This window comes from Bradyrhizobium sp. 14AA (assembly GCF_054185205.1).
Genome location: NZ_JAVAYM010000008.1, coordinates 134,616 through 158,162 on the forward strand (window position 1 = coordinate 134,616; position 23,547 = coordinate 158,162).

Annotated in this window: 21 protein-coding genes and 1 pseudogene; 5 read left to right on the forward strand and 17 right to left on the reverse strand. The window is 64.7% G+C overall.

The features are described from left to right. Window positions 1-5: 5 nt before the first annotated feature. From RAD15_RS16835 to RAD15_RS16855, 5 genes are read right to left on the reverse strand one after another with little or no spacing between them, the layout of a single operon-like run. Window positions 6-1,559 (reverse strand): class I adenylate-forming enzyme family protein, encoded by a 1,554-nt coding sequence (locus RAD15_RS16835; protein WP_458179254.1) that lies wholly within the window; start codon window positions 1,557-1,559, stop codon window positions 6-8. 24 nt (window positions 1,560-1,583) lie between these two features. Beyond that, complete coding sequence (locus tag RAD15_RS16840; protein ID WP_458179255.1) at window positions 1,584-2,750, reverse strand: acyl-CoA dehydrogenase family protein; 1,167 nt, start codon at window positions 2,748-2,750, stop codon at window positions 1,584-1,586. 36 nt (window positions 2,751-2,786) lie between these two features. After that, complete coding sequence (locus tag RAD15_RS16845; protein WP_458179256.1) at window positions 2,787-4,076, reverse strand: TRAP transporter large permease; 1,290 nt, start codon at window positions 4,074-4,076, stop codon at window positions 2,787-2,789. A 12-nt stretch (window positions 4,077-4,088) separates the two neighbouring features. Next, window positions 4,089-4,643 carry a TRAP transporter small permease gene (locus tag RAD15_RS16850; protein ID WP_110117381.1) on the reverse strand — a complete coding sequence of 185 codons (555 nt, stop codon included), beginning with the start codon at window positions 4,641-4,643 and terminating at the stop codon, window positions 4,089-4,091. A 28-nt stretch (window positions 4,644-4,671) separates the two neighbouring features. Then, window positions 4,672-5,700 (reverse strand): TRAP transporter substrate-binding protein, encoded by a 1,029-nt coding sequence (locus tag RAD15_RS16855; RefSeq protein WP_458179257.1) that lies wholly within the window; start codon window positions 5,698-5,700, stop codon window positions 4,672-4,674. 228 nt (window positions 5,701-5,928) lie between these two features. On the opposite strand from RAD15_RS16855, the gene RAD15_RS16860 reads away from it, so the two are divergent. From RAD15_RS16860 to RAD15_RS16875, 4 genes and pseudogenes are all read left to right on the forward strand, one after another. Continuing rightward, complete coding sequence (locus tag RAD15_RS16860; protein WP_458179258.1) at window positions 5,929-7,131, forward strand: CaiB/BaiF CoA transferase family protein; 1,203 nt, start codon at window positions 5,929-5,931, stop codon at window positions 7,129-7,131. 29 nt (window positions 7,132-7,160) lie between these two features. Continuing rightward, window positions 7,161-7,628 (forward strand): annotated as a pseudogene (locus RAD15_RS16865) (MaoC family dehydratase); the annotation flags it as partial. Then, window positions 7,628-8,479, forward strand: a complete 852-nt coding sequence (locus RAD15_RS16870) for an HpcH/HpaI aldolase/citrate lyase family protein (RefSeq protein ID WP_458179259.1) — start codon at window positions 7,628-7,630, stop codon at window positions 8,477-8,479. The pseudogene RAD15_RS16865 and the gene RAD15_RS16870, both read left to right, overlap by 1 nt. A 21-nt stretch (window positions 8,480-8,500) precedes the next feature. Further along, window positions 8,501-9,244 carry an IclR family transcriptional regulator gene (locus RAD15_RS16875; protein WP_458179260.1) on the forward strand — a complete coding sequence of 248 codons (744 nt, stop codon included), beginning with the start codon at window positions 8,501-8,503 and terminating at the stop codon, window positions 9,242-9,244. 10 nt (window positions 9,245-9,254) lie between these two features. On the opposite strand, the gene RAD15_RS16880 is transcribed toward RAD15_RS16875, so the two are convergent. The 3 genes from RAD15_RS16880 to RAD15_RS16890 all read right to left on the reverse strand — a co-directional run bounded on the left by RAD15_RS16880 (window position 9,255) and on the right by RAD15_RS16890 (window position 11,024). Continuing rightward, entirely contained in the window at window positions 9,255-9,668 is a 414-nt protein-coding gene (locus tag RAD15_RS16880) for a hypothetical protein (protein WP_458179261.1), read from the reverse strand. A 133-nt stretch (window positions 9,669-9,801) separates the two neighbouring features. After that, window positions 9,802-10,182: a hypothetical protein gene (locus tag RAD15_RS16885; protein ID WP_458179262.1), complete on the reverse strand. Its 381-nt coding sequence runs from the start codon at window positions 10,180-10,182 to the stop codon at window positions 9,802-9,804. A gap of 44 nt (window positions 10,183-10,226) precedes the next feature. Next, window positions 10,227-11,024, reverse strand: coding sequence for a fumarylacetoacetate hydrolase family protein (locus tag RAD15_RS16890; RefSeq protein WP_458179263.1), 798 nt, complete (start codon window positions 11,022-11,024; stop codon window positions 10,227-10,229). A gap of 213 nt (window positions 11,025-11,237) precedes the next feature. Here RAD15_RS16890 and RAD15_RS16895 point away from each other — a divergent pair, with 213 nt between their 5' ends. Beyond that, window positions 11,238-12,137 carry a LysR substrate-binding domain-containing protein gene (locus tag RAD15_RS16895; protein ID WP_458179264.1) on the forward strand — a complete coding sequence of 300 codons (900 nt, stop codon included), beginning with the start codon at window positions 11,238-11,240 and terminating at the stop codon, window positions 12,135-12,137. 165 nt (window positions 12,138-12,302) lie between these two features. On the opposite strand, the gene RAD15_RS16900 is transcribed toward RAD15_RS16895, so the two are convergent. The 9 genes from RAD15_RS16900 to RAD15_RS16940 all read right to left on the reverse strand — a co-directional run bounded on the left by RAD15_RS16900 (window position 12,303) and on the right by RAD15_RS16940 (window position 23,474). Further along, window positions 12,303-13,793 (reverse strand): amidase, encoded by a 1,491-nt coding sequence (locus RAD15_RS16900; RefSeq protein ID WP_458179265.1) that lies wholly within the window; start codon window positions 13,791-13,793, stop codon window positions 12,303-12,305. A gap of 17 nt (window positions 13,794-13,810) precedes the next feature. After that, window positions 13,811-14,608, reverse strand: coding sequence for an FAD binding domain-containing protein (locus RAD15_RS16905; protein WP_458179266.1), 798 nt, complete (start codon window positions 14,606-14,608; stop codon window positions 13,811-13,813). A gap of 11 nt (window positions 14,609-14,619) precedes the next feature. After that, a complete protein-coding gene (locus tag RAD15_RS16910; RefSeq protein ID WP_458179267.1) occupies window positions 14,620-17,007 on the reverse strand; it encodes a xanthine dehydrogenase family protein molybdopterin-binding subunit in 2,388 nt (795 codons plus the stop codon). Between the two features lie 2 nt (window positions 17,008-17,009). Next, window positions 17,010-17,501 (reverse strand): (2Fe-2S)-binding protein, encoded by a 492-nt coding sequence (locus RAD15_RS16915; RefSeq protein WP_458179268.1) that lies wholly within the window; start codon window positions 17,499-17,501, stop codon window positions 17,010-17,012. Window positions 17,502-17,522: 21 nt separating this feature from the next. Continuing rightward, a complete protein-coding gene (locus RAD15_RS16920) occupies window positions 17,523-18,629 on the reverse strand; it encodes an ABC transporter ATP-binding protein (protein ID WP_458179269.1) in 1,107 nt (368 codons plus the stop codon). A gap of 18 nt (window positions 18,630-18,647) precedes the next feature. Next, on the reverse strand, window positions 18,648-19,538 hold the full coding sequence (locus tag RAD15_RS16925) for an ABC transporter permease (RefSeq protein WP_458179270.1): 891 nt from the start codon (window positions 19,536-19,538) through the stop codon (window positions 18,648-18,650). Further along, window positions 19,535-20,431 (reverse strand): ABC transporter permease, encoded by an 897-nt coding sequence (locus RAD15_RS16930; protein WP_458179271.1) that lies wholly within the window; start codon window positions 20,429-20,431, stop codon window positions 19,535-19,537. Before RAD15_RS16930 ends, RAD15_RS16925 begins: the two co-directional genes overlap by 4 nt. Before the next feature lie 77 nt (window positions 20,432-20,508). Then, complete coding sequence (locus RAD15_RS16935) at window positions 20,509-21,858, reverse strand: ABC transporter substrate-binding protein (protein ID WP_458179272.1); 1,350 nt, start codon at window positions 21,856-21,858, stop codon at window positions 20,509-20,511. Window positions 21,859-22,172: 314 nt separating this feature from the next. Then, window positions 22,173-23,474 carry an MFS transporter gene (locus tag RAD15_RS16940; RefSeq protein ID WP_458179273.1) on the reverse strand — a complete coding sequence of 434 codons (1,302 nt, stop codon included), beginning with the start codon at window positions 23,472-23,474 and terminating at the stop codon, window positions 22,173-22,175. Between the last annotated feature and the right edge of the window lie 73 nt (window positions 23,475-23,547).

Below are 23,547 nucleotides of genomic sequence, written 5' to 3' on the forward strand. Positions count from 1 at the left end.
CCGCTTCAGTCCATCGGCTTGAGGCGCGCGGAGGACTCAGCCAGCAGCGTGCGAAGCTCCGTCTTCACGATCTTGCCGTAGCTGTTCTTCGGCAGCTCGCCCGTGACGTAGTAATGCTTCGGCCGCTTGAAACGCGCGATCCAGGCATTGCACATCTGGTCGAGCTCGTCGCGCGAGACCGCCCTGCCCGCCACGGGAACGACAACCGCCACGACTTCCTCGCCCCATTCCGGATGCGGCCGGCCGATCACCGAGACTTCGGCAACGGCCTCATGTCGCAACAGCACTTCTTCGACCTCGCGCGGGTAGATGTTGGTGCCGCCGGAGATGATGACGTCCTTGGAGCGGTCCTTCAGGGTCAGGAAGCCGTCGGCGTCGAACGCGCCCATGTCACCCGTGTAAAGCCAGCCGTCGCGGAGCGTGGTCGCGGTGGCGTCCGGGTTCTGCCAGTAGCCGGACATCACGGTGTCGCCGCGCACGATGATCTCGCCGATCTCGTCCGGCGCAACGTCCCGTCCCGCTTCATCCACGGTGCGCACCTGCACGATGCCCTGCGCGATGCCGACCGAGGCCAGACGCTCCTCGTGACGCGGATGGCCGGCGTCGACATGCATGGATTTCGGCAAGTAAGTGATGGTCATCGGCGTCTCGCCCTGACCATAGATCTGCGCCAGCTTCGGCCCGAACACCGCGAGCGCGGCCTTGCAATCGGCGACATACATGGGGCCGCCGCCATAGATGATGGTCTTGAGCCCCGGTGCCGTCGCGCCGGAAGCTTCCGCCGCAACCGTCAGGCGCCGCACCATGGTCGGCGCGGCGAAGAAGGAGATGTTTTCGCGCTTGGCCGTCAGTTCCAGGATCTCGTCCGGCTCGAAGCGGCCGCTTTCCGGAATGATCTGTGCGCCCATGCCGAGCACGTGCGGGACCATGTAGAGGCCGGAACCGTGCGACATCGGCGCCGCGTGCAGCAAGGCTTCGCCCGGCGCCATCGGATTGATCTCGGCGAGATAGTTCAGCGACATCGCAAGCAGATTGCGATGGCTCAGCACCGCGCCCTTGGGCCTGCCGGTTGTGCCGCTGGTGTAGAAGATCCAAGCCGGGTCGGTGGCCACGACGTCGGCGATGGCGATACCTTCAGCTCTCTCCAGGCCGCGGTGCTCCGCCGAGCCGATCTCGACGATCCGCGGCTTGACCGTACTCAGCGTCAGCGCTTCCGAGGCCACACTTGCCATGTCTTCAGTCACGAACACGACCGCGGCCCCCGAATTGTCGAGAATGAACGCGACCTCACGCGGGTGCAGCTTTGCGTTGATGGGAACGGCGACCAGCCCGGCGTGCCAGCAGGCATAGAGGCAGGCGACGTAATCCGGCACGTTCTTCATCAGCAGCGCGACGCGGTCGCCCCTGGCAAGACCCAAGCGCTGCTGCAGCGCTGCGGCGAGCGACGCCGTCGTCGCGGCGAGCTGGCCGTAGTCCGCGACCGGCGTCAGCCCCTTGAACAGCGCCGGCGCCGAGGCGTCGACTTTGGCAGCACGCAGGAGATGATGAGCGAGGTTCATGGCGATCCTCCCCGAGGGCTGAGGCTAGTACGACTTCGCCAGTCCCAGCACCTTTTCCGCAATGAAACTGAGCGCGAGCTGCGGGCTGACCGGCGCGATGCGCGGGATCAGGACTTCGCGCAAATAACGCTCGACATGGAACTCCTTTGCGTAGCCGAAGCCGCCATGGGTCATCACCGCCTGCTCGCAGGCGTGATACCCTGCTTCGCCTGCGAAATACTTTGCGGCATTCGCGCCGGCCCCGCACGGCAAGCCCTTGTCGTATTGCCAGGCGGCCTGCATCACCATCAGCCAGGCCGCTTCGAGCTCGACCCAGTTCACCGCGAGGGGATGCTGGATGCCCTGGTTCTTGCCGATCGGGCGGTTGAACACCACGCGCGTCTTGGCGTATTCGGTCGCCCGCGACAGCGCGAGTTTTCCCAAACCGACCGCCTCGGCCGCGATGAGAATTCGCTCCGGATTCATGCCTTCAAGGATGTACTGGAAGCCTTTGCCTTCCTCGCCGATCCGGTCCTCCATCGGAATTTCAAAGTCCTCGAAGAACAGCTCGTTGGAATCGACGATCTTGCGGCCCATCTTCTCGATCTCGTGGACCTTGATCTTGTTGCGGTCGAAATCGGTGTAGAACAGGCTGAGACCGTGGGTGGGCGAGCGCACCTCCTCCAGCGGCGTGGTGCGCGCGAGCAGCAGGATCTTGTGCGCGACCTGCGCGGTCGAGATCCACACCTTCTGGCCGTTGACGATGTAGCGGTCGTTCTTGGCGACCGCGCGGGTCTTGAGCTGCGTGGTGTTGAGGCCGGTGTTGGGCTCGGTGACCGCGAAGCACGCCTTCTCGCGGCCCTCGACCATCGGCGGCAGCATGCGCTTGCGCTGCTCCTCGGTGCCGAACACGACCACCGGATTGAGACCGAACACGTTGATATGCACTGCGGAGGCGCCCGACATGCCGGCACCGGATTCCGCGATGGTGCGCATCATGATCGCAGCTTCGGTGATGCCGAGCCCGGAGCCGCCATAGGCCTCCGGCACGCAGATGCCGAGCCAGCCGGCGTCGGCGAGCGCCTTGTGAAAATCATGCGGGAAGCCGCCGTCGTGGTCCTTCTTCAGCCAATAGGCGTCGGGAAAGCCTTCGCAGATCTTTGCGATGGCGTCGCGAATGGCTTCCTGCTGATCGGTGAGCGCGAAATCCATGTTCTTGATCTCCTTATTGGGAGCCGAGCTCCGATCCTAGCGCCCCATCTGCGAGGGCAGCCAGAGGATGATAGACGGAAACGCCACCAGAATCGCAATCGCGATCAGGTGCGCGATGAAGTGCGGGAAGGTGCCGTGAAATACCTCCGCGACCGGCCGCTTGGCGTAGCGGGCGACGATGAAGCAGTTCAGCCCGACCGGCGGCGTGATCATGCCGACTTCGGCGGTGACGATCTTGATGACGCCGAACCAGATCGGATCGAAGCCGAGCGTCTTGATCAGCGGCAGCACGATCGGCACGGTCAGCACCAGGATCGCGATCTGGTCCATGAAGGAGCCGAGCACGATGTAGCCGCACAGGATCAGCGTGATGATCACCCAGCGCGAGGCCGGCAGCGAGCCGATCCAGGCGACGAGATCCTGCGTCACATGCGTGAGCGTGAAGAAATAGCCGAAGATCGAAGCGCCGACCAGGATCATGATGATCATGCAGGTGCCGTGGCAGGCGCGCAGCAGCGTGTGGTAGAGCGAGGACGGCGTGATCTTGCCCTTGACGATCGCGAGCAGGAAGGCGCCGAACGCGCCGAAGGCGGAGGCTTCCGTCGGCGTCGCGACGCCGAGATAGATCGTGCCTGTCACGATCGAGAACAGCACCACCATCGGCGAGACCTGCCACAGCAGCGCGAATTTTTCTCGCCACGGCACCGATTTTGCGGCCGGCGCGCGTGAGGGATCCTGCCAGACCAGGAAATAGATGGTGGCCATGATGGTGATGGTGACGAGGATCGCGGGGATGATGCCGCTGATCAGGAGCTTGCCGATATTCACCTCCGCCAGCAGGCCGAAGATGACGAGCGCGACGCTGGTCGGCAGCAGCATCGACAGCGTGCCGGAGATCGCAACGACGCCGGCGGCCATCTTCGGCTCATAGCCCTGGCGGATCATCGCCGGCAGGCTGGTCGAGGACAGCGTCGCGGCTGACGCCGTCGAGGTGCCGCAGATCGCGCCAAAGCCGGCGCCGGCCAGTGCCGTTGCCATGCCGAGGCCGCCGGGAATGCGGCCGACCCAAGCCGAGGCCGTCTTGAACAGATCATCCGCGACGCCCGAGAGCAGCACGAGGTCCGCCATCAAGAGGAACATCGGGATGGTGATCAACTCGTAGGACGAGACGGTCGAGAGCGGCGCGGTTTGCAAGATGCCGAACAGCGTGCCCCAGCCGCCGACCATGACGAGGCCGACCGAGCCGGAGAAGGCCATGGCGAAACCGACGGGCGTGCCGAGCGCAAGCAGGCCGAACAGCAGGGCGAGAACGATGAAAGGTGTCATGGATGCCTGCCGTTACTCGAAGCTTCTGGCTTCACCGACGCCGGTCACCGGCGGCAGCGGATAGAGGTCGCGGCCGCTGACGAGGCTCAGCACATTGCCGACGAGTTGAAGCGCCAGCCGCAGCACCAGCACGCCGCAGCCGAACGGCACCAGGGCCGCCGAGATCCAGGTCGGCCAGGCAATCGCGCCCGCCAGCACGTCGTGCTGCTCGTAGTTCTCCAGCGCGCGCTCGAATCCGACCTTGCAGATCAGGACGAACACGAACAGGCCGGCCAGCGCTGTGATGATCTCGGACAGCCGCCGCCCCGCCGGCGAGAAGCGCGACAGCAGAATGTCGACCCCGACATGCGCATGCTCGCGCAAGCCGTCCGACAGCGTGAAGAAGAACACGCCGGCCAGCAGATAAAGCCCGATCAGATCGTAGGTGAAGGCGAACGGACGGTTCAGCGCGTAGCGCATGAACACGTCGGTCACGACCAGCAGCATGATCACGAACAGGAACACCACCGCGATCACCGTCAGCGCGCGCTCCAGCGCGCCGAGCACATCTCCTGCCCTCTTGATCACGTCTCGTGCCTCCCTCTGGAATGTCGGATTACTTCGTGCCGCCGGCGGCGAGCAGACCTTCGAATTCCTTCAGTGCGGCGGTAGCCTGCTTGCCGCGGCTGTCGAGGCCGGTGGCCCATTCCTGGCCGACGCCCTTGAGCTTGTCCTTCATCTCGGCGCGCGTGGCTTCGGGCAGCGGATCAAAGCTGACGCCCTGGTCCTGAAGGTGCTTCTTGGTCGCCTCGGTTTCCTTGTCGACCTGGGCGCAGGCCGTCGGCTCGATTGCGTCGGAGGCCTCATTCATGGCCTTCCTGACGTCCTCGGGCAGCTTGTCCCAGACCGACTGGTTGATCGAATAGGCGACGATGAAGCTGCCGAAGCTGACGCCTTCTGTCGCGTGCTTGACGAGTTTTTCCAGACCGTAGGCCACGACGCTTTCCATCGGGAACAGCAGCCCGTCCATGGTACCGCGCGACAGCGATTCATAGGCATCGGGCGCGGCCATGCGCACAGGCACGGCGCTCAGCGCGCGCAGCGTCAGGTCCTGCGCACCGCCCGTGGTACGCAGCTTCAGGCCACCCATGTCCTTGGTCGTCTCGACCTTTTGCTTGGCGGTCCACACCTGATAGGGCGGCAGCACCACTGCGATCAGCAGCTTGATCTTGTTGGGCGCGTATTCCTGCTTGGCCAGCAGACCCTCGCGCGCGGTCTTCCAATAGGCCAGCGTGCCCTGGCAGGCGGTCTCGAACGCGCCCGGCAATTGCGCGACTTCCGACAGCGGCATCTTGTCGGACACGTAGGACGGCCCGATGTAGCCGATATCGACCACGCCGGACTGCGTCAGCCGCAGCATGTCCGCTGCCTTGCCGATCTGCTGGTTCGGATAATAGGTGAAGGTCACCGCACCGTTGGTGCGCTTGGTGACGTCGTCCATCCAGGGCTTGAGCATCAGGCGGACGAGATAGTGACCGGCGGGGAAGCTATCGGCGACTTTCAGCTCGAGCGCCTGCGCCGACATCGTCGAGACGGGCAGCGTGAGAGCGAGCGCGGCTGCGGCCCAGACCCAATTCTTCTTCATTTCGTTCTCCTTGACGCGTCCCCACGCCGAAGGCGGCAGCCAATCGCTGCAGCACCGTCCGGCCCTCACTCCAATTCTTGCTTGAGGAAAATGTACATATATGTGAATTTATATGTCAAGTATATGAACTATGTATGCAGCTATGCGCGCAAAGGCGGAAGCGTCGAATTGACACCGCCATTTTCTGAACTCTAACTCCACGTATATGAATTCATCCCACGAGGCCCCATGGGACCACTCGCCGGCGTCACCATCCTCGACCTGACCTCGGTGCTGATGGGCCCCTACGGCACCCAGGTGCTGGCGGACATGGGCGCCGACGTCATCAAGGTCGAAAGCCCCGAGGGCGACATCGTTCGCCAGATCGGTCCCGGCCGCACGCCCGGCATGGGCGGGATGTTCCTCAATGCCAATCGCGGCAAGCGCAGCATCGTCCTGGATCTCAAGAATCCCGAAGGGCGCGACACGCTGCTGCGGCTCGCCAAGCGCGCCAACGCGCTCGTCTACAACGTGCGCCCGCAGGCGATGGCGCGGCTCGGCCTCGACTACGAGACGCTTGCCGCAATCAATCCCGCCCTCGTCTATGTCGGCGCGTTCGGCTACGGCCAGTCCGGTCCCTACGCCGCAAAGCCCGCTTACGACGATCTGATCCAGGGCGCCGCAACCATTCCGACGCTGCTCGCGGCGGCCGGCGACGGCACACCGCGCTACGTTCCGGTCACGATCGCCGACCGCATCGTCGGCCTGATGATGGTCAACGCCATCATGGGCGGATTGATGTACCAGCAGCGCACAGGTGTGGGCCAGCGCATCGACGTGCCGATGTTCGAATCCATGGCGGAGTTCGTGCTGGTCGATCATCTGGGCGGCCTCACCTACGATCCGCCGCTCGACCATGGCGGCTACGCCCGCCTGCTCTCGCGCTATCGCCGCCCCTACAAGACCAGCGATGGCTATCTCTGTGTCCTCATCTACAACGACAAGCACTGGCGCAGCTTTTTCGAGGCGATCGGGCGGCCGGAGTTTTTGCAGCAGCCGCGCTTTGCCAACCACGCCGCGCGCACCAAGCACATCGACGAGATCTACGAGGAGATCGGCCACATCTTCGCAACGCGTACCACCGCAGTATGGCGCGAACTGCTGGAGCGCGCCGACATTCCGGTGATGCCGATGCATACGTTGGAGACGATCCTGGAGGATCCGCATCTCGAGGCGGTCGGCTTCTTCCAAACGGTGGAACACCCCGTGGAAGGCCGCATTCGCCAGATGCGCGTGCCCTCGACCTGGAGCGCGACCCAGCCGGAAGCCGCCGGGCCCGCACCGACGCTCGGCGAGCACGGCCGCGACATTCTGCGCGAGGCCGGCTTCTCGGCGGACGAGATCGAGCAACTCGCAGAGCAAAAAGCAGTTCATCTGGCCGCGCCCCCTTAACGGCAGCGCGGGCCAAATCGCACCAATACAGGGAGGAAACCGCGATGGCCGGACTTTATTTCGAGGACTTTTCCGTGGGCCAGGAGTTCAGGCATCCGCTGACCCGGACCGTCACGGAGATGGACAACACCATGTTCAGCCTGCTGACGCTCAATCCGCAGCCGCTGCATATCGACGCGCATTTCTCGGAAAAGACCGAGTTCGGCCAGCGCATTTTCAACAGCCTTTACACCCTCGGCATCATGATCGGCATGACGGTCTATGATACGACCATGGGGACCACCGTCGCCAATCTCGGCATGACCGACGTGACTTTTCCAAAGCCGGTCTTCCATGGCGACACCTTGCGGGCGACGACGAAGGTGCTTTCGTTGAGGGAATCCAAATCGCGCCCCAAGGCGGGCATCGTCGAGTTCGAGCACCACGCCTTGAACCAGAACGACGAGATCGTAGGAAAATGCCGCCGCATGGCGATGATGCACAAGAGGCCGGTCTGATGCGTTCGATGCTGTTCGTGCCGGGCGATTCCCCCCGCAAATTCGAGAAGGCGAGCGAAGGCAAGGCCGACGCGCTGATCATCGACCTCGAAGATTCCGTCGTCACCGAGAAGAAGCAAGAGGCGCGCGGGCTCACGCTTGCGATGCTGAAGGGCCGGCCCGGTCCGCATCAGCTCTATGTCCGCGTCAACGCGCTCGACACCGGCATGACGCTCGCCGATCTCGCCGCGGTCATGCCCGGAAAGCCCGACGGCATCGTGCTGCCGAAATCGCAAGGCGGTGACGACGTGCGGCAGGTCGCAACCTGGCTTGAAGCGCTTGAGGCTGCGGCCGGTATCACGGTCGGCGCGACGCGTATCGTCTGCGTTGCCACGGAAACGGCAAGCTCGATCTTCGGACTCGGCAGCTACAAGGGCTGCTCCCCTCGCCTCGCCGGCTTGATGTGGGGTGCCGAGGATCTCTCGGCATCGCTCGGCGCCACCGAAAAATCATCGGGCGGTGTCTTCCACAGCCCCTATCGTCTCGCGCGCGACCTCTGCCTGATGGCAGCGGCGGCGGCGGAGGTTGCACCGATCGACACCGTCTACACCGACATCGACAATCTCACGGGCCTCGAGCAGGAAACGCGCGCGGCGCGGCGCGACGGCTTTTCGGCGAAGGCACTGATCCATCCCAAACACGTCGACGTCGTCAATGCGGCGTTCGCGCCGACGGACGCCGAGCGCGCTTGGGCGGAAAAGGTCATCGCGGCGTTCGCGGCCAATCCCAATTCCGGCACGCTGCGGCTCGACGGCCAGATGATCGACAAGCCGCATCTTCGCGCCGCGAAGAAAATTCTGGGTCAACCCTAGATAAGGACGAAAAGCTTCGCCATGATCGTTCGCCAAGCCGCAAACGTCCTGGAGATCATGGAATTCTTCGCGCAAACGAGGAAGCCGGCGACGCTTGCGGAGATCGCCGATCATTTCGGCTGGCCGCGCTCGTCGACCTTCAACCTGCTCGCGACGCTGTCGGAGAAGGGCTATCTCTATGAGCCGCGCCCGCGCGCCGGATTCTATCCGACGCCGCGGTGGCTGGCGATGGCGCGGATGATCTCGGAGGTCGAGCCGCTGCCGCCCTGGACGCATCAGCTGATCTCCGATCTCTCCGCCGAGACCGGCGAGACGGCGTCCATCGTGGCGCCCGCCGGCGTGATGGCGGTGTTCATCGATGTCGTCGAGTCCCAGGCGGCGATCCGCTATTTCGCGACCATCGGCCACCGCGTGCCGATCCACGCCACCGCGAGCGGCCGCGCGCTGCTGCTGCAATACTCGCAGGAGGAGCGCGACTCCGTCTATCGCAAGATCGAGTTCAAGCAGTACGGCCCGTCGACGCCGATCAGCATCGACGCCGTCGAGACCGAGCTGCGCAACTCGATCTCGCGTGGCTATTGCCAGAGTTTTGCAGATTACAGCCGCGACCTCGCCGGTGCCGCGATTCCGCTGCCGATCGGCGATCGCAGGCTTTCCGTCGTCGTCGCGGGGCCGGAGTTTCGGATTGGGCCGAAGGTGCCGGAGGTGGCCGCACTGATCGCGCGGTCCGTCGACCGGCTGCGGCCAAAGACGTCCGCAGCCTGAAGCCGAGGCCTCATTCAAATCCTTGAATGGGCGGCGCCGAAGTCTGCTCCGGCTCCGCGGGAGCTGCTTGAACGGGCTGCACCGCAGGCGCAGCTTGAGCCGGCGGCGGATTGCTGGCGGCTCTCATCTGACCGTTGGCATCCATCGCCTGGCGCGTGCGCGGCGGTGCGCCGGCTGCGCGATACGCCTCGCGACGCGGCGGCTGCCGATGTCGCGCCGAGCGCCGCTCTCTCACGCCCCAGGACCGGGCGATGGCAGGTCCAGCGGTATAGCCGACCACCGCGCCCGCAACGGCACCGATCGGACCCAGCACCACGGCGCCCGACACGGCTCCTATCGCCGCAGCGCCAGCGCGCTCCTGCGCGACGGCGCTCGCGGGCACGCCAACCAGCATCACGACGGCAGTGATCAGAGCTTTGTTCATCAGAGCGCCTCCCTCAGGGGAGATCACTCTTACCCAAATATGGCCGCAGGACGTTTGTTCGTTGCCCAACACGGGGCAATCGCCGATGGAACTCCGGCAATATAAGGGCGCAGTCCAGCGGAAGCCGCCCGGCTCAACTAAGGCGCGACCTTGTCGCCGGTGAACCCGTTGCGGTCGAGCGCGCGACGTACCGTGCCGTCAGCCTTGGCTTCATCCAGGAAATGTGCCGCCCAGACTTTTGCCCGAGTCTTCCCCTGGGTACGACCACGACAACCCCGGTCGACTGGATCACCGCATCCAGCACCTTCGTTCCCGGCAGTTTTCGCGAGAGATCTTCCAGGGCGCCCATCCCCATCGCGAGCGCATCGAGCTCGCCCTTGCCAATCAACTCGGCCGCCTCGTCGGGCTTCAGAGACGTCGACGTCCCCTCGATGCAACCGACGCGCATTCCGGCGCGATCGACGTCCGCAACGGCGCGGATGTCCGAACCGGCACGCACGAGATAGCCACTCATATAGGCGACGTTCTTACGGGGAGAGGTAAAGAAAGCTGCCGCCGCTACACAATCTTGATCGATATGTCGGGCAGGCCATCGAGCTTGCACAGCAGCACGTCGCCCTTCACCACGGGGCCGACATTCTCCGGCGTGCCGGAATAGATGATGTCGCCGGCCTTCAGCTCGAACGCTTCCGAGAGCTTTGCGATCTGCTCGGCGACGCTCCAGATCATCTTGCTGAGATCCGAGCTCTGCTTGACGGTGCCATTGATCGCGAGCGAGATCGCACCCTTCTCGAAATGCCCGGTCTTGCTGGCCGGGTGGATCGGTCCGATCACCGCGGCATGGTCAAAGCTCTTGCCGATCTCCCAGGGCTTCTTCTCCGCGGCCATGCCGTTCTGGAGATCGCGCCGGGTCATGTCGAGACCGAGCGCGTAGCCATAGACATGCTCCAGCGCCTTCTCGGCCGGGATGTTGGTGCCGCCGGATTTCAGCGCGGCGACCAGCTCGACCTCGTGATGATAATTCTTGGTCAGCGACGGATAGGGATGATCGGCGACCGCGCCGATCGCGACGTTCTGGATCGCGTCAGTCGGCTTCTGGAAGAAGAACGGCGGCTCGCGGTTCGGGTCCGAACCGCGCTCGATCGCGTGCGCGGCGTAGTTGCGCCCGATGCAGTAGATGCGGCGGACCTGAAATACCTGGGTTTCGCCGACAATGGGGATCGCGACCATCGGCACCGCGAAAATCGGCTTCGGCCCGGCTTGCGCTGCGGCCGGCGCAACTTCGGCGATGGAAGCTGCGGTTGCCGCCGCGGCAGTCGCAAGCAGGTCCCGTCGCGTTGGTGAGGTTTTCTTCATGTTATGGGGCTCCCCTTTTTCGGCTTCCTTAGGCAGCTTCATGCACGCCGTACCGGCTGATAATCGATATTCCGTATGCCAGCAACGCTGGACGGGCGCGGCGCGACGTCGTCTTATTGATGAGAACAGGGCGCCCTGCGGCTGAGCCTTCCAAGCCGGTTCGCCAGCCCCTAGCATGGAACTTGCATAAATTCTGGGCGACATGGACGCCGCATGAACCTCATCAGTCTCGACATCCGCATGCTCCGGTCGCTGATCTCGGTGGTGGAGACCGGCAGCATCACCGAGACCGCGCGACGGCTGGGCCGCACCCAGCCGGCGATCACCCTGCAATTGCAGCGGCTGGAAGAGCTGACCGGCAAGCAATTGTTCGAGCACGCCGGCCGCAGGCTGACGCTGACCGAGGACGGCACCACCGTTCTCACCTATGCCAAATCCATCCTGAGGTTGCATGACGAGTTGATCTCGCAACTGGCCTCGCAGGAGATCGAAGGCCAGGTGGTGCTCGGCACGCCCGACCTCTATGCGGCCTTCATGCTGCCGCAGATCCTCAGCGTGTTTCGGAAATCGTTTCCGCGCGTGCAGGTCGAGCTCAATTGCGCGCTGTCGACCCCGCTTGTAGGCCTCGTCAAACGCGGCGATGTCGACATCGCGCTCGTCACCCGCATGAACGATTTCACCGGCGGCCAGGTGGTGCGGCGCGAGCAGCTGGTGTGGATGACCGGCGAGCAATCCGCCGCGCACCAGGAGCGCCCGATCCCGCTCGCACTCCTGCCGCCCGGCAACATCTATCGCGACTACGCCATCGACACGCTGGAGCGCGCAAACCTGCGCTGGCGCATCGCCTGCGTCAGCGAAAGTGTCGGCGGCCTGCAAGCCGCCGCCTTCGCCGGCATGGCCGTCACCGTGCTCGGCCGCAGCGCGCTGGTGCCGGCGATGCGCGAGATCGGACCGAACGAAGGCCTGCCGCCGCTGCCGAAGATCGAGCTGCTGCTTTACAAATCGAGCGGCGCCACCTCGAAGGCCGCCACCGCGCTGCACGACTATCTCGCGCATTATCTGCGCCTCGACGAAGAGCTGAGCGGCCGCGGCGCACCGATCGAGCTGGGCTAGGCCCACACGAACTCGAAAACAACCCCATGCACAGTAGAGATGGCCTTGTCAGCAAAGGGATTTTTTCGCGCGATTCTTCCGAGAACCGCTACGCACGATTCCGGATCACGCTCGAGGGATTTGACACGTCGGGCAAAACACCGGCACTATTGCATGATGGCCGCTTCACCCCTTGGCGCGCCCTCCACTCCCCTCACGTAACGCCAGCTGCGGCCAGAACTTCGCCCAGGGCTGCGCCTGCTCGAACGCCGCGGCGATGCGGAAGATCGTCGGCTCGTCGAGCCAGGGCGCGATGATCTGAAGCCCGATCGGCATGCCGTCGCGATCGAAGCCGCAGGGCAGCGTCGCGGCCGGAAGGCCGGCGAGGTTGATCGGCCAGGTGAACGGCGACCAGCCAAGATGCGGATCGACCTTGCGGCCATCGATCGTGTCGACGCCGAGCTGTCCGGCTTCGAACGCGGTTACCGCGACGGTCGGCGTCACCAGCGCATCGACGCGTTCGAACAGTTTGACGAAGGCACTGCGCGCCTGGCCACGGCGGTAACTCGCTTCGATATAGTCCGTGCCGCTGTAGTGACGACCGGCGCTGACGACGTCGCGATAGTCCGCTTCGGAGCCTGCGAGATCGGCGATGGTCTTGGTCGCGACCGCGGCCGCCTGTTCGGTGAAGGCAATCGGCTTCAGCGTATGCTCGAGGATTCCAGGATCGAGGCCCGGGCCGTCCATGGTGACCTGCGCGCCGCAGGAATCGAGAATGGCCAGCGCCTTGCCAAAGGCGGCGCACACGTCAGGGCTGACGGCGGCATAGCCGAGATCGGCGCTGGCGCCGATACGAATGCCGTCCAGGCGCCCTGCATCCGTATTGAAGCGGCGCGCGGACACGGGAAGGCTTGCGGCATCGCGCAGATCGTAAGCAGCGATGATCTCCAGTGTCAGCGCGGCGTCCGCAACGGTGCGCGTGATCGGCCCAGTATGGGCGAGCGAGGCCCAGGACGGCGGCGAGAAACCTGGCGAACGCGGCACGAGGCCGAAGGTCGGCTTGAGCCCGAACACGCCGCAGAACGACGAGGGCACGCGGATCGAGCCGACGCCGTCGGTGCCGATCGCGATCGGGCCGCAGCCCGCGGCCACGCCGGCCGCCGCACCGCCGCTCGAGCCGCCGCTGGTCCGGCCGGGATTCCAGGGATTGCGCGTGGTACCGGTGACGGGGCTGTCGGCCGTCAGCTTGTAGCCGGACTCGCAAGTCGTGGTCTTGCAGGTGATGATCGCGCCTGATGCCTTCAACGCGGACACCACGGCAGCGTCGACGTCGGGCACAAAGGCCTTGTTCATCGGCGAGCCGCCATAGGCCGGCACGCCCGCGACGAAGACGAGATCCTTGATCGTGACGGGCACCCCGGCGAGCGGCCCCTTGGCTTCGCCCGCACGCATCTCCCTGGTGAGACGATCGGCCTCTACCCTCGCCTGCTCGTACATCGGCGTCACCACCGCGTTGCAGGCCTCGTTCGTCGCCTCAAGCGCGGCGATGGTATCGTCGACGACATCGCGTGGCGTGAATGCCTTGCGCCGGTAGCCGGCCATGATCTCGGTTGCAGAGAGCGCGCCAAGGCCAGTCGGCGCCGGCGGGAAGGCCGTTCGGCCGGAACCATCAGTCATCATCAAACCTAAAAGAGCTAGCTGAGCGCCGCGTCGACGGCGCGCTTGGCCATCACGGTGACGAGATGCGCGCGGTAGTCGGCTTCGGCATGGATATCGGAGGTGAGACCGTCGGTGTCGATCCTGATCGCGGCGATCGCGGATGGATCGAAATTGCCCCACAGCGCCGCCTCCATCGGCGGCACGCGGAACACACCGGGTCCCGCGCCGGTTACGACGACGCGGACGCCATCGGCGAATTTCGCGACGAACACGCCGACCAGCGCGTAGCGCGACGCCGGCGCCTTGAACTTGGCATAGCCCGTCTTGAGCGGGACGGGAAAGCGGATCGCCGTGATGATCTCGCCGACCTCAAGCGCGGTCTCGAACAGGCCGAGGAAGAACTTGTCGGCCGCGATCTCGCGCGTACTGGTGATAACGGTGGCACCAAGGCCGAGTACGCCGGCGGGATAATCCGCCGCTGGGTCGTTATTCGCAACGGAGCCGCCGATGGTGCCGCGGCTGCGCACGGCGGGGTCGCCGATCATCGAGGCCAGCGCCGCGAGCCCGGGGATTTTTGCCTGCACCAGCTTCGAGGCCGCCACCACGGCATGCGGCGTCATCGCGCCGATGGTGATCGTCGCGCCATCGTCGGTGATGCCCTTGAGGTTTCCGAGCTTCGACAGGTCAACCAGTGCGACCGGGCTGGCGAGCCTCTGCTTCAGCGTCGGGATCAACGTCATGCCGCCGGCGACGAGCTTGCTGTCCTCGATCGAGGTCAGGAGCTTCGCGGCATCGGGAATCTGATTTGGCTGGTGATAGGCAAACGGTTTCATTGTTGTCCTCCCTATTCCGCGGCGACCGGCAGCGACGCGTTCTGGAGCAGGCGCCAGATCCGGTTCGGCGTGGCCGGCATGTCGACATGGGTGACGCCGAGATGCGACAGCGCATCGACCACCGCGTTGATGACCGCGGCAGGCGAGCCGATGGTGCCGACCTCGCCGCACCCCTTCACGCCCATCGGCGTGTGCGTGCACAGCGTCGAGTGGGTCGCGACCTTCATCATCGGCAGATGATCGGCGCGCGGCATGCAGTAATCCATCAGCGACCCCGACAGCAGCTGGCCCGAGCCTTCATCGTAGACCGCGTTCTCGAACAGCGCCTGACCAACCCCCTGCACGATGCCGCCATGCAGCTGGCCCTCGACGATCATCGGGTTGATGACGGTGCCGACGTCGTCGACCGCAGTGTAGTTGACCAGCGTCACGGTGCCGGTCTCCGGATCGACCTCGACCTCCGCGATGTGGCAGCCGCCCGGATAGGTGAAGTTGACGGGGTCGTAATAGGCCTGCTCTTCCAGCCCCGGCTCCAGCACTTCGAGCGGATAGTCATGTGGCACGTACGCCGCGCCTGCGATCTCCTCGAAGGTCTTGGAGCGGTCCGTACCCGCGACGGAAAACTTGCCGGCCTCGAACTGGATATCGACCTCGGCCGCTTCGAGCAGATGGGCCGCGATCTTCTTGCCCTTGACGATGACCTTGTCGGTCGCCTTCGACAGCGCCGCGCCGCCGACCACCAGGGAGCGCGATCCATAAGTGCCCATGCCGAACTGCACGCGGTCGGTATCGCCGAACACGATGTCGACATTCTCGAAGGCGACCCCGAGCTTGTCCGAGACGATCTGCGCAAACGTCGTCTCGTGGCCCTGGCCGTGATTGTGGGTGCCGATCATGACCGTCACCTGGCCGGTCGGATGCACGCGCACCGTGGCGCTCTCATAGAGACCGCCGCGCGCACCGAGCCGTCCGGCGAAGCGCGAGGGCGCAAGGCCGCAGGCCTCGACATAGGTCGAATAGCCGAGGCCGCGAAATTTGCCCTTGCTCGCCGAAGCCGCCTTGCGAACACCGAAATTCTTGACGTCGGCCGCGACCAGCGCGCCGTCCAGGCATCCCATGGGATCGCCGGAATCGTACTGCACCAGCACCGGCGTCTGATACGGGTAGGCCTCCTTGGGGATCATGTTGCGGCGGCGAAGCTCGACGCGGTCGATGCCCATCTCGCTGGCCGCGACGTCGACGATGCGCTCCAGCACGAAGGTCGCCTCGGGCCGGCCCGCGCCGCGATAGGCGTCGACCGGCACGGTATTGGTGAAGACCACCTTCACATTGCAGTAGATCGCGGGCGTCGTGTAGACGCCGCCGAGCAAGGGACCATAGAGATTGGTCGGGATGTTCGGCCCGAAGGTCGAGAGATAGCCGCCCATGTTGGCGAGCGTGTTGACGCGGAAGGCGAGGAATTTCCCGGTCTCGTCGAGCGCGAGCTCGGCCTCGGTGACGTGATCGCGGCCGTGGCGATCCGAGACGTAGCCTTCCGAGCGGCTCGCCACCCATTTCACCGGCCGCATCACGCGCTTGGCCGCCCAGGTGATCACAGCCTCTTCGCCGTAGTGGAACTGCTTGACGCCAAAGCCGCCACCGACATCGGGGGCAACCACACGCAGCTTGTGCTGGGGAATGTTCAGCACCAACGCACCCATCAGGAAGCGCACGACGTGGGGAAACTGGCTGGTGGTCCACAGCGTGAAACGATCGGTGCCGGGCTCGTATTCCGCGATCGCCGCGCGCGGCTCCATGGGATTGCCGATCAGGCGGTTGTTGACGAGGCTCAACTTTGCGACGTGCGCGGCTTTCCGGAACGCGGTCTCGACCGCGGCCTTGTCGCCGAGCTCCCAGTCGCAGCAGATGTTGTTCGGCACATCGTCGAACAATTGCGGTGCATCCGGCCTGACGGCTTCGAGCACGCCGACGACCGACGGCAGCACCTCGTAATCGACCTTCAGCAGCTCGGCCGCGGCATTGGCCTGCTCCGGTGTCTCCGCGACGACGAAGGCCACCATGTCGCCGACGAAGCGCACCTTGTCCTGCGCCAGCATCGGGAACGGCGGCTCCTTCATCGGCACGCCCTTGGCGTCCGTGATGCCCCAGCCGCAGGGCAGCGAACCCAGTCCATCGTCGGCGACGTCATCCCCGGTCAGGACCGCGATGACGCCGGGCGCCGCCAGCGCCGCGCTCTTGTCGACACCACGCAACACGGCGTGGCCGTGCGGCGAGCGCACGAATACGCCGGCCGTCATGCCCGGACGCTTGATGTCGGAGACGTAGTTGCCGCGACCGGTGAGGAAGCGCTGGTCCTCTTTCCGCTTCGGCGCGGCGCCGATGCCGATCACATTGCCCATGGTCACTCTCCCTTGGCGGCGTTCATGGCGGCCGCGCCTGCCATCACCGAGATGACGATATTCTGGTAGCCGGTGCAGCGGCAGATGTTGCCTTCGAGGCCGTGACGGACATCGGCCTCGGTCAGATCAGGCTTCTCGGTAGCCAGCGCCACCGCGGTCATCAGCATGCCGGGCGTACAGAAGCCGCATTGCAGGCCGTGATGCTCGCGGAACGCTTCCTGCATCGGATGCATCTGGTTCGAGCCGGGCGCGCCCTGCAGTCCTTCGATCGTGAGCAGGCTTGCGCCGTCGAGCGCGGGCGCCAGCAGCGTGCAGCTCTTCACGGGCAGGCCGTTGAGATGCACCACGCAGGCGCCGCACTGGCTGGTGTCGCAGCCGATGTGGGTGCCCGTGAGGTTGAGCTGCTCGCGCAGCAACTCGGCGACCAGCGTCGCCGGTTCGACGTCCACGGTGGTTGGCCGGCCGTTGAGTGTGAAGGATATCTGCACGGTCATACTCCTGTGCGCGACGGGTCTTTAGGCGAGCGGAAGGGCGCTGCCGGTGGCCCATGTGGCCATCACGACATCGCCGACGGTGAAGGGATCTGCGAAGAAGGTCTTTTCCGGCACATAGGCGACGAACTCGTCATCGGACACGGCGTCGAGCATGACCTTGACGAAATAGCCCTGATATTCGATCGCGAGCACGCGGCTGGGCAGCGATGTGGAGCAGCCCGGCGGCAGCTCCCTTCCTGGCCTCACTAGCGCAACGTCATCGCGGCGCACGGCGATATCGACCTTGTCCCCGACGCTGACGGTCGGGCGAGCCTGAATCGGCACCTCGATGCCATCAGGCGCGGCCTGTCCGAGTGTAAAGCTCGCCCCATTGACCTTCTCGACCCGGCCCGACAGCACGTTCTGCCCACCCATGAACTCGGCAACGTAACGATCATGCGGATGGGCATAGACATCGCGCGCCGCCCCGGCCTGCTTGATCCTGCCCTGCTCCATCACCACCACGAGGTCCGCGAGTGCGATCGCCTCGAGCTGGGTGTGGGTGACGTGGATGAAGGTGATACCAAGCTCCTGCTGCATCCGCCTGAGCTCCTGGCGCATCTGGACGCGGAGCTGCTCGTCGAGCGCGGACAGCGGCTCGTCGAGCAGCAGCACGCGCGGCTCGGTGATCGCCGCACGCGCCAGCGCAACGCGTTGCTGCTGGCCGCCGGAGAGTTGCGCCGGCAGGCGGTCGGCGAATTGCGTCAGCCGGACCTTTTCGATCATGGCATCGGCTGCCCGCAGCCGGTCCGCCTTGGACATGCCGCGGACGCGCAGCGCAAAGGCGATGTTGTCGCGCACGGTCAGATGCGGGAACAGCGCGTAGGACTGGAACATCATCGCAGTGCGCCGCTGCACCGGAGCGAGCCCGACGACATTCTGACCGCCGATGATAATCTCGCCCGCAGTCGGATCCTCATGACCGGCGATCATGCGCAGGATCGTGGTCTTGCCGCAGCCGGAGGGGCCGATGAAGCAGCAATAGGCGCCGTCGGCGATCCTGAGGTTGACGCCGTCGACCACATTTGTGACGCCGTCAAAGCTCTTGCAGACGCCTGCCAGTTCGATATCGCCGCGATCGCTTTTCATTCCGAAATCAACCCTTGCTCAACCCTTGACCCGGCTGCCGCGCTTCTTCTGGATCAGCACGATGCTGCCGAGGCTCGCGCCGATGACGATGAAGGAGACGATGGTGGTCACGGTGCCCAGCGCGTAGAGCGAGGGCGAGGTGACGTTCAGCGTCATGCTCCAGATCTCCAGCGGCAGCGTGTTCAGCGAGCCCGCGGTCTGCAGGCTGCGCGCGAATTCGTCGTAGGAGAGCGTGAACCCGAACAGCGCGACCGCGACGAGACCGGGTGCGAGCACCGGGATCATCACCAGCCGGATCGACTGCCAGCGGCTGGCCCCGAGATCGTGGGCCGCCTCCTCCCAGACGTGGTCGAAGCGCGACATCACCGCGAACATCACCAGCACGCCGAACGGCAGGGTCCAGGACAGCTGGGCGCCGAGCGCCGAAGTGTACCAGCTCGCGTTCAGCCCGAGCGCCTGGAACAGCAGGCCGGTGCCGAGGCCGAGCACGAGGCCCGGCGCGACCAGGCTGCCGATCATCGTGTAGAAGACGACCGTGTCGCCGCGAAAGCGCTTGCGGAAACCGAGGCCGGCGAGGAACGACACCACCACCGTGATGATGGTGACGATCACGGCGAGCTTGATCGAGCGGTCGAACGACCCTTTGACGTCGCCGGTTCGCACCTGGGTGAAGAGATCGACGAACCAGTGCAGCGACTGGCCCTTCATCGGGAAGACGAGGCCGCCGCGGATGTCCTGGAACGACAGGATGTAGATGCAGAACATCGGGCCGTAGAGCGCGATCACGTAAAGCGAGAACAGCGTCGCCAGCACGTAGAACGTCCAGGGCCGCTGCCCGCGGCTCGGCGCGATCGCCTTGGTCGTCGCGGGCGCGGCCGTTTCGGGCATGTCGGCGAGAACCGCGCTCATCGCGTGATCTCCTGCCGGATGTCGACGGTGCGCAGGATCAGCGAGACGATCGCGACCAGCACCAGCGTCAGCAGCACGGCGCTCGCCGCCGCGGTCGGATATTGCAGCACGCCGACGTCTTCGTAGAACGCGCTCACCACCGAGGCCGAGCCGCCGCCGGACATCACCTTCACCACGAAGAAATCGCCCATCACGATCGAGACCACGAAGATGGTGCCGAGCGCGATGCCGCTCTTGGACATCGGCACCACGATCAGGCGCATGATGTCGAACCGGCTGGCGCCGGCGTCGATCGCGGCCTCGATCAGCTTCTTGTCGATCCGCGCCATGGAGTTGAAGATCGGCACGATCATGAAGATCGTGAGCTGGTGGACATAGGCGATGACCACCGCGAGGTCGGAGAACAGCAGCACTTCCAGCGGCTGGCGGATCGCGCCGAGCGCTAGCAGCACCTGGTTGATCAGGCCTTCCTTGCCGAGCAGCGGGATCCAGGAAATCATCCGGATGATGTTCGAGGTCCAGAACGGCACCGTGCAGAGCAGGAACAAGCCGATCGCCAGCAGCTGGTTGCGGACGTGGAACACCAGGAAGTAGGCGACGAAGAAGCCGATGATGAGCGTGAACATCCACGTCAGCACCGTGAACTTGATCGTCGCCAGATACAGTTTCAGCGTCAGCGCCGAGTGCAGCACCTCGACGTAGCTTGCCAGCGTGAAGCCCGGCGTCAGCCCGCCAAAGCCGTCGGTGGCGAAGAAGCTGGCCGCCAGCACGACCAGGATCGGCGCCACGAAGAACGGCACGAGCACCAGGACCAGCGGCGAGACGTAGAGCCAGCCGGCGAGATTGGCGCGCGATGAAATTTGAGCTGGGCTTGGGCTTGGACTTGGCTGCATGTCGGCAAACGCCTCGAACTCGGTCTCACCCGCCGGCGCGTCGCCGCGCCGGCGCCTGTCGTCAGGGAAAGCAGGTTTCAGGCCACCTTGAAGTCGTTCCAGCGCTTGTTCATGTAGGCGGCCTCGTCCATCAGCGTGTTCCAGCACGAGATGTTCTTGACGCGGTCGAGGAACGAGCCGCCGTCACGCTTGGTGCCGGCCTTCTCCATCGGCACGCCATAGGGATCGTTGACCACCTCCGGCGCGGGCTGGCCCTCGTACCAGAACACCCATTCGGCCGGCGTCAGGAATTTCTTCGCGGTCGACGGCACTGGGCTGTAATAGCCGTAGCGCGCGACGAAGCCGCCCTGCCAACCCGACAGGTACCAGTTGAGATATTCGTAGGCGGCGTCGAGCTTCTTGCCGGAGAGATGCTTCATCAGGCCCATGCCGTTGCACCAGCCGCGATAGCCTTCCTTGCCGTTCTTGACGTTGACGGGCGCATAGACGCACGGGATCTCCTTCACCCGCACCGCCGCGACCGCCGGCGACCACATCGACTGGATCACCACTTCGCCCGCCGCCATCAGCTGCACCGACTGGTCGAAGGTGGTCCAGGTCGCGCGGAACTGGCCCTGCTTCTTCAGCTCGATCAGCTTGTTGCAGGTGAAGTCGATCTCCTCCTTGGTCATGTTGCCCTTGTTGCCGTACTTGATCAGGCCGGCACTTTCGAAGCAGAGCGCAGCGTCCATGATGCCGATCGCGGGCACGTCGAGGATCGCGGCCTTGCCCTTGAACTTGGGATCGATCAAATCCTTCCACTCGGTCACCTCGTGGCCGACGAGGTCGGGGCGATAGCCGATGGAATCGGCGTTGTAGACCTGCGGCAGGAAGGTCGCCCAGTCGGTGACGCCATCGTTGAGATCGGTGGCGTCGGGCTTTGCGATGTACATGGCCTCATAGGGCGAAATGCCCTGGCGCGGAATCTTGTGACCGTCGATCTCGCCCTTGGTGAAGATCGGCAGGATGTTGTCGAACTCCTTGATTTTCTTGACCTCGATGCCCTGGATCACGCCGCGCTTCGCCGCCAGCTTGGCCTGCCAGCCCTCGAGATCGGCGATATCGACCGTATTAGGCTGGCTTATGAAGCGATTGATGGCCGCGGAAGTGTCGAGGTTCTGCATCGTCACCTTGAAGCCGAGATCCTTGGCGGCCTGGTCGCCGATCGCCTTCACCACCGAATAGGACACGCCGACATGGCGAAGCTCGATGTCCTTGATTTCCTGCGCCCAGATGGTCGGGAACCCGCCGATCGCATCCGCCCCTGCGGCAGCGCCCGCAACCGCGGCCGCCCCCTTCAACAGCGTGCGCCGGCTCAGCTTTTTCGCAGGTCCCGCTTCCGTTCCCGCCGGATCGGAAGTGGACGTCCCCTTAGCACCATCAGACATGGCAACCCTCGCTGGTTACGATGAACGCTCGCACCGATCGCCATTGACCGGCTGCGGGTGTGATCAGTTGCGCGCGAGGCTATGGCTGAGATTCTGTGAAGTAAAATTGGAAGTAAAAATTCGCTGCATAAACGCGGCTAATGGATCGGGCCACTGCATTTGCTTTCGGCAGCCCGCATAAGAAGGCATCAGGACGTGCATACAAGGCTATGCGCCGGACCGCGCGGGCGCGTTCGTGCAGCAGCATGATCAGGTTGCGATGCGGATTGCTGCAACGGTGGCGCGCCTGCGAAGGCAGCGCGCCGCCGAATTTCTCAGGACTTCAGCGTGTCCCGTGCCGTCTCCGGCGCGATCAGCGTGGCGATGATCGTGATGATCGAGAGCGCGATGATGTAGACCGACACCGCCCAGTACGAGCCGGCCCAGGCGAGCAGCGCGGTTGCGATCAGCGGCGAGAAGCCGCCGCTGAGCGCGGCTGCGACATTGGCCCCCAGCGACGCGCCGCTGTAGCGCACCTGGGTGCGGAACAGCTCGGGCATGAACGCAGCCTTCGGGCCGAACAGCAATGCGTGCGTCAGCGTCATCGTGACGACGAGCGCGAGCGTGATCAGCGCCGGTTCTTTTGTGTCGAGGAACCAGAACAGCGGAAACGCCAGCGCGACCGAGAACACGCCGCCGGCGAGATACAGCGCCTTGCGGCCAAAGATATCGGAGAGCCAACCGGCGAGCGGCAGCGTCGCGAACTCGACGACCGCGGCATAGACCACCGCATTCAGGATCACCTGCCGCGGCAGGCCGAGCTTTGTCGTGGCATAGACCACGGTGAAGACGGTGAGGAGATAAGCGAGACCGACTTCCGACACCGTGATGCCGATCGCCAGCAGAAAGCTGCGCCAGTCGCGGCGCAGCACTTCCAGCACCGGCTGTGCCAGCACTTCTTTCCGCTCGACGACTTCCTTGAAGTGCGGCGTCTCCGCAAGCTTGAGCCGCACGATGAAGCCGACGCCGACGAGCAGGATGCTGATCAGGAACGGCACTCGCCAGCCCCAGCTCAGGAAGTCTGCCTCGGGCAGCTGCGTCATCAGGCCGAAGATGCCGGTGGAGGCGGCGACACCGACGGGAAATCCGATCTGCACCAGGCTGCCGTAGAAGCCGCGGCGGTTGCCGGCGTGCTCGACCACCATGACGACCGCGCCGCTCCATTCGCCCCCGAGCCCGATGCCCTGGATGAAGCGCAGGATGACCAGGAAGATGGGCGCCCAGACGCCGATCTGGCTGTAGGTCGGCAGGCAGCCGATCAGGAAAGTGCCGAGCCCCATCGCGATCATGGTCATGACCAGCATCTTCTTGCGGCCGAGCCGGTCGCCATAATGCCCGATGATCGCGCCGCCAATGGGCCGGGCGACGAAGCCGACCGCATAGGTCGAGAACGCTGCCAGCGTGCCGACGAAGGGATCGAAGCTCGGAAAGAACAGCTTGTTGAGCACCAGCGCCGCCGCCGTGCCGTAGATCAGGAAGTCGTACCATTCGATCGCAGTGCCGAGCGCACTCGCCCACACCACATGCGCCGTGGTCGATTTCTCCGCCGAAGCAGAGACCGCCGTTGCTGCCGTCATGCCATGCCCCAAAGATTCCGGAGGGCATCATGGCCAATCGCGTGGAGGGTTGCAACCTGCGGGAGTGATGGCT

What these genes read in the sequence shown, in the direction of transcription:
- RAD15_RS16835 (WP_458179254.1), bottom strand. Translation starts at nt 1,559, where the DNA reads ATGAACCTCGCTCATCATCTCCTGCGTGCTGCCAAAGTCGACGCCTCG.
- RAD15_RS16840 (WP_458179255.1), bottom strand. Translation starts at nt 2,750, where the DNA reads ATGGATTTCGCGCTCACCGATCAGCAGGAAGCCATTCGCGACGCCATC.
- RAD15_RS16845 (WP_458179256.1), bottom strand. Translation starts at nt 4,076, where the DNA reads ATGACACCTTTCATCGTTCTCGCCCTGCTGTTCGGCCTGCTTGCGCTC.
- RAD15_RS16855 (WP_458179257.1), bottom strand. Translation starts at nt 5,700, where the DNA reads ATGAAGAAGAATTGGGTCTGGGCCGCAGCCGCGCTCGCTCTCACGCTG.
- RAD15_RS16860 (WP_458179258.1), top strand. Translation starts at nt 5,929, where the DNA reads ATGGGACCACTCGCCGGCGTCACCATCCTCGACCTGACCTCGGTGCTG.
- RAD15_RS16870 (WP_458179259.1), top strand. Translation starts at nt 7,628, where the DNA reads ATGCGTTCGATGCTGTTCGTGCCGGGCGATTCCCCCCGCAAATTCGAG.
- RAD15_RS16875 (WP_458179260.1), top strand. Translation starts at nt 8,501, where the DNA reads ATGATCGTTCGCCAAGCCGCAAACGTCCTGGAGATCATGGAATTCTTC.
- RAD15_RS16880 (WP_458179261.1), bottom strand. Translation starts at nt 9,668, where the DNA reads ATGAACAAAGCTCTGATCACTGCCGTCGTGATGCTGGTTGGCGTGCCC.
- RAD15_RS16885 (WP_458179262.1), bottom strand. Translation starts at nt 10,182, where the DNA reads ATGAGTGGCTATCTCGTGCGTGCCGGTTCGGACATCCGCGCCGTTGCG.
- RAD15_RS16890 (WP_458179263.1), bottom strand. Translation starts at nt 11,024, where the DNA reads ATGAAGAAAACCTCACCAACGCGACGGGACCTGCTTGCGACTGCCGCG.
- RAD15_RS16895 (WP_458179264.1), top strand. Translation starts at nt 11,238, where the DNA reads ATGAACCTCATCAGTCTCGACATCCGCATGCTCCGGTCGCTGATCTCG.
- RAD15_RS16900 (WP_458179265.1), bottom strand. Translation starts at nt 13,793, where the DNA reads ATGACTGATGGTTCCGGCCGAACGGCCTTCCCGCCGGCGCCGACTGGC.
- RAD15_RS16905 (WP_458179266.1), bottom strand. Translation starts at nt 14,608, where the DNA reads ATGAAACCGTTTGCCTATCACCAGCCAAATCAGATTCCCGATGCCGCG.
- RAD15_RS16910 (WP_458179267.1), bottom strand. Translation starts at nt 17,007, where the DNA reads ATGGGCAATGTGATCGGCATCGGCGCCGCGCCGAAGCGGAAAGAGGAC.
- RAD15_RS16915 (WP_458179268.1), bottom strand. Translation starts at nt 17,501, where the DNA reads ATGACCGTGCAGATATCCTTCACACTCAACGGCCGGCCAACCACCGTG.
- RAD15_RS16920 (WP_458179269.1), bottom strand. Translation starts at nt 18,629, where the DNA reads ATGAAAAGCGATCGCGGCGATATCGAACTGGCAGGCGTCTGCAAGAGC.
- RAD15_RS16925 (WP_458179270.1), bottom strand. Translation starts at nt 19,538, where the DNA reads ATGAGCGCGGTTCTCGCCGACATGCCCGAAACGGCCGCGCCCGCGACG.
- RAD15_RS16930 (WP_458179271.1), bottom strand. Translation starts at nt 20,431, where the DNA reads ATGCAGCCAAGTCCAAGCCCAAGCCCAGCTCAAATTTCATCGCGCGCC.
- RAD15_RS16935 (WP_458179272.1), bottom strand. Translation starts at nt 21,858, where the DNA reads ATGTCTGATGGTGCTAAGGGGACGTCCACTTCCGATCCGGCGGGAACG.
- RAD15_RS16940 (WP_458179273.1), bottom strand. Translation starts at nt 23,474, where the DNA reads ATGACGGCAGCAACGGCGGTCTCTGCTTCGGCGGAGAAATCGACCACG.